Here is a 5,056-nt window from a genome sequence, read left to right as displayed (position 1 = left end):
CCAGCGTCTCGCGCACCTGGCGCATGGCATCCCGGCTGTTAACACCTGTAAATCGCATGACACTCATCGCTTATCGACCTCCCACCAGCGTCGTGACGCGCAGTGTCCTATCATCGGGAATCTCCGCCTGTGACATGACCACGAGATGACGCAGTCGACGGCGCAGGAAGCGGGACAGCAGCGGCCGCAGGCTGTGCTGAACCACCATGACGGGGGGCTCCCCGCTTGCTTCATGGCGGGTCAATGCCAGCTCCGCCTGGCTCATCAACGTCTCCGCCAGCCCCGGCTCCAGGGCACCGTTTCCGTTCATTGCCTGCATCAGCACCTGCTCGAGCTGTGCCTCCAGGCCAATGACATTGAGTGTGTCCTGACCCGGGAACCACTGCTGGGTGATCGACCGGCCCAGGGCGATTCGCACCAGGGCGGTCAGCTCATTGGCATCCTGCTGCTGGGGTGCATACTCTGCCAAGGTGTCGAGGATAGTCCGCATGTCGCGAATCGAAACGCCCTCTTCCAGCAGATTCTGCAGGATGCGCTGCAAGGTCGTCAGGTTGATCGCCTTGGGCACCACGTCCTCGACCAGGGACTTCTGCTCTTCGCCCAGCTTGTCGAGGAGCTTCTGGACCTCCTGACGTCCCAGCATCTCGGCAGCGTGACGATGCAACAGGTGGTTGAGGTGCGTCGCCACCACGGTGCCCGCGTCCACTACCGTATACCCGTAGACCTGCGCATGCTCGCGCTGGCCGGAATCGATCCAGACCGCCGGCAAGCCGAAGGCCGGATCTTCAGTGGGAGTGCCTTGTAGCTGCCCCGTCACCTGGCCTGGGTCGATGGCCAGCCACTGCCCCGGGAACGCCTCTGCTCGGCCAATTTCGGCACCCTTGAGGGTGATCACGTAGGTATTGGCACCCAGCTCCAGGTTGTCGCGGATATGAACGACCGACGGGAGGAAACCCACCTCCTGCGCAAACTTCTTGCGCACACTCTTGATGCGCCCTAATAGTTCGCCCGCCTGGCGCTGATCGACCAGCGGGATCAGTCGGTGCCCCACTTCGAGACCCAGCGTATCGACCAGCTGTACGTCGTCCCAACTCGCCTCGGGGGCCTCGGGGGCTGGTGGCGGTTCGGCGCTGATCTCCTGCTCGACCAGGCGCTGCTCCGCTGGCGGGTCAGCATCCAGGCCAGTCCCGCCAGCAGGCCGGTGAAGAGCAGGAAGACCATGTTGGGCATCCCCGGGACCATCCCGAGCAGGCCCATGACCACCGCCGCAGGATCAGCACCTGGGGATTGACGAACAGCTGGCTGATCATCTGCTGGCCCACGTCCTCCTCGGTATTGACCCGAGACACGGTCACGCCTGCAGCCGTCGAGATCACCAGCGCCGGAATCTGTGCCACGAGACCATCGCCGATGGTCATCAGCGTGTAGGTCCTGGCCGCATCGCCGAAGTCCATGCCGTGCTGGAGCATGCCGATCAGCAGCCCGCCGATGATATTGACCACCATGATCACCAGGCCGGCCATGGCGTCGCCACGCACGAATTTGCTGGCACCATCCATGGAACCGTAGAAATCGGCCTCCTGGGCCACCTCGCCACGCCGCTTCCGGGCGTCCTCCTCGCCGATCAGCCCCGCATTGAGGTCGGCGTCGATGGCCATCTGCTTCCCCGGCATCGCGTCCAGCATGAAGCGGGCGCCCACCTCGGCAATACGACCGGCGCCCTTGGTGATGACCATGAAGTTGATGATGACGAGGATCAGGAAGACCACCAGGCCGACGGCGAAATTACCCCCCACCAGGAAGGAACCGAAGGCCTCGATCACCTTGCCGGCGGAATCGCCGCCCTGGTGCCCCTCCATCAGGATGACACGGGTGGAGGCCACGTTGAGCGACAGCCGCAGCAGGGTGGTAAACAGCAGCACCGCGGGAAAGGCGGCGAAGTCCAGCGGTTTCTGGGTGAACATGCTGACCAGCAACACCATGATGGCCAGCGCAATGTTGAAGGTGAACAGCATGTCCAGCGCAAAGGGCGGCAGCGGCAGGATCATCATGGCCAGGATCATGAGGATCAGGATCGGCCCTGCCAGCAACTTCATGCGTACGTCGCCCATCCATTCGTGGCGACCGATAAAATGACTAAGGGATTTCATTCGCGCCCCCCGGTCGGCTCATTGCGCTGTGATGCATGTCGATCAGCCTCGTCGTTGTCACCGGGCACGGCCAGCTCGGGCGGTATGGGTAGATCCTCGGGCGTAGGTGGCACATCTCCCCCCTCAAGTGACACATGCTTGAGACGAAAGGCCCAGGCCAGTACCTCCGCCACGGCGGTATACAGATCCAGCGGGATTTCCCTGTCGAGATCCACGTGATGATACAAGGCCCGGGCCAGCGGCGGAGCCGCGAGCAGCGGCACACCGGCCTCCTGTCCCACCTCCCGGATACGCGCCGCCACCATGTCGGCCCCCTTGGCCACGACCCGGGGTGCGCCCATCTGCTTCTCGTCGTACTGCAACGCCACCGCATAGTGCGTGGGATTGGTGATAATGACATCCGCCTCGGGCACCTTGCTCATCATCCGACCGCGTGCCATCGCCTGCTGCTGGGAGCGGATGCGCGCCTTGACGTGCGGGTCACCCTCGGACTCCTTGTGTTCCCGCTTGACCTCCTCCTTGGACATGCGCAACTTCTTGGCATGGCTCCAGAGTTGGTAGGGCACGTCGATCAGGATGACCACCAGCAGCGTCAGCACCATCAGTCCACAGGCCTCGGCGGCCATCATCAGGGCGCGGGCCAGAGCCTGGGTGGTGGGCTGATCGAGCAGCGAGAGATACTCCCCACGATTGAAGTAAAGGTATGCCATCCCGACACCACCGATCAGCGTTGACTTGGCAATCGCCTTGAACAGCTCGACCAGCGCCTGCACGCCGAACATCCGCTTCAAGCCCTTGAACAGGTTCAGCTTCGACAGCTGCGGCTTGAGCGACTTGGCGGATATCAGCCAGCCGCCCAGCAGTGCCGGCGCCACCAGGGCAATCAAGCACAACAGCAGGAACAGCGGCAGCATCGTCCATAGCGTGCGCTGCCCCAGGTTCAGCACGTTGACCAGCATGGGGCCGGTTTCGAAGGCCTGCTTACGCTCGAAGAGGAAGGCCTGCTCCATCACCAGACCCAACTGGTCATAGAGCATGGCGCCCATGGACCACATGCCCACCACGCCGCCCAGCAACAGCATGAACGTGGTCAATTCGCGGGATCGGGCAACCTGCCCCTCCTCGCGCGACTTCTCGAGTCGGCGAGGCGTGGCCTCTTCGGTCTTTTCCTGATCACTGCTCTGCTCAGCCATGGCGTCCGGACATTCGTGTGCACGCTGGCTATTGTGGGGGCTTCAGGGGATGGGTAATACGCCAAAAAGCGCCGATGATCGTGGTCTTATCGACCATGACCCTCGGCGCAGAAGCGCTATCGGAAGAAATACAAGCGGGTGGAGGCTGCTAAAACCCCAACTGATCGAGCAGGTCGTCGACCTGGTCCTGGTCGGTGACGATATCGGCACTCGGTTTTATCTGGGGACCATTGAGCAGGCTCTCTTCACGCTTGCGATCGTTCTCCCACTGATCGTTGGCCTTCTGCTGCATGGTCTCCCGTGCCATGTTCTCGGGAACGGCGTCGATGAGCACCTGCACCAGCTGGTGCTCGATCTCGCGAATCACGTCCATCATCTTCTTGATGACCTGGCCCGTCAGATCCTGGAAGTCCTGGGCCATCATGATCTCGAGAAGCTCCTTCTGGGTTGCCTGGGTCTTGTCAGGCACGCCGGACAGGTAGGAGCGCGTCTCGTTGACCAGTTCGCGCGCCTCATCGAGCTCCATGGGTTCGGCAAACCACTCTGCCCAGCGCTTGTCCAGCGCCTCGGCTTCATCGCTGAGCGAATCCTGGATTGGCTGCGCCCTGTCGATGGCATTCAGCGCCCGCTCGGCGGCCTGCTCGGTCATGGTCGCCACATAGCTGAGTCGATCACGGGCGTCGGGTATGGCTTCCGCAGCCTTCTCGATCTCCTTGTCCAGACCCAGCTCGCGCATGCTCTCTCTTAGCATGCGCGTCAGCTGACCAATACGCTGCACCAGGTCTTCACCGGGGGCGCTGGACGGCTGCGCCTCGCCGGGCTGCTCGTTTGCGCTCATCTTGTCATCTCCTTCGCCAGGTCACTGCCCCCGGCAATCACTTGCCCATTTTCTCGAATATCTTGTTGAGTTTTTCTTCCAGTGTTGCGGCCGTGAAGGGCTTGACCACATAGCCACTGGCACCTGCCTGGGCAGCGGCGATGATATTCTCCTTCTTGGCTTCGGCAGTAACCATCAGCACCGGCAGCTCCTTGAGCCCGTCGTCGGCACGAATCTGCTTGAGCATCTCCAGGCCGTCGAGATTGGGCATGTTCCAGTCGGACACCACGAACTCAAAGCCACCCGAACGGAGTTTGCTCAATGCCTCCTGGCCATCCTCGGCCTCCTCGACATTGGTGTAGCCCAGCTCCTTGAGCAGGCTCCGAACGATCCGGCGCATGGTCGGGAAGTCATCGACCACCAGAAAGCTCATGTTCTTGTCAGCCATCAGGATTCCTCATTCATGTCATGCAGTAGTTGACGCTCGGCGGGCCTCTCCGCCGTCGTAGTACAAAATTGTTCAGAACTCTTCCCACTCGCCCTCGGCCACAGGCTCGTTACGCGTCTTGCGCTTTGGCTTGGGATCCACCTCGGCGACCCGACGTTGCGCAGGCTGCGTCAGTGCCGGCACTCGGGGACGGGACGCCATGTCGCCATGACTCTGTTCCGTACCGCCCGTGCCATTCGCGGCAGTCTGACGCTGCTGTGTGGTGTTCAATGGGTCTCCGGCCAGGCGGAATACCGCCACGGCCTGCTCCAGTCGGCTGGCCTGCTCTTCCAGCGAGGAAGCGGCCACGGTGGCCTGCTGGACCAGCGAGGCATTCTGCTGGGTCACCTGATCCATCTGCCCACCGCCTGACTGACCTGCTCGATGCCGTCACTCTGTTCCTGTGACG

3 protein-coding genes and 2 pseudogenes are annotated in these 5,056 nt (G+C 62.3%); all 5 read right to left on the bottom strand.

From position 1 onward, the window contains the following. Positions 1-70 precede the first annotated feature (70 nt). Positions 71-2,150, bottom strand: a pseudogene (gene flhA, locus Q427_RS18525) (flagellar biosynthesis protein FlhA). After that, positions 2,147-3,343: a flagellar biosynthesis protein FlhB gene (flhB, locus tag Q427_RS18520; protein ID WP_043516581.1), complete on the bottom strand. Its 1,197-nt coding sequence runs from the start codon at positions 3,341-3,343 to the stop codon at positions 2,147-2,149. Before flhB ends, flhA begins: the two are co-directional and overlap by 4 nt. Positions 3,344-3,491: 148 nt before the next feature. Next, complete coding sequence (gene cheZ, locus Q427_RS18515) at positions 3,492-4,181, bottom strand: protein phosphatase CheZ (RefSeq protein WP_043516580.1); 690 nt, start codon at positions 4,179-4,181, stop codon at positions 3,492-3,494. Between the two features lie 37 nt (positions 4,182-4,218). Next, positions 4,219-4,608, bottom strand: a complete 390-nt coding sequence (gene cheY, locus Q427_RS18510) for a chemotaxis response regulator CheY (protein ID WP_043514138.1) — start codon at positions 4,606-4,608, stop codon at positions 4,219-4,221. A gap of 72 nt (positions 4,609-4,680) precedes the next feature. Next, positions 4,681-5,056: pseudogene (locus Q427_RS18505) on the bottom strand (methyl-accepting chemotaxis protein); the annotation flags it as partial.

Source organism: Halomonas sp. BC04, from assembly GCF_000568385.1.
The sequence above is the reverse complement of the archived record's forward strand: the minus strand, read 5'-3'. Positions and strand labels throughout refer to the sequence as shown.

Excerpts from the sequence above, each read along its gene's own strand:
- flhB (WP_043516581.1), bottom strand. The coding sequence starts at position 3,343 with ATGGCTGAGCAGAGCAGTGATCAGGAAAAGACCGAAGAGGCCACGCCT.
- cheZ (WP_043516580.1), bottom strand. The coding sequence starts at position 4,181 with ATGAGCGCAAACGAGCAGCCCGGCGAGGCGCAGCCGTCCAGCGCCCCC.
- cheY (WP_043514138.1), bottom strand. The coding sequence starts at position 4,608 with ATGGCTGACAAGAACATGAGCTTTCTGGTGGTCGATGACTTCCCGACC.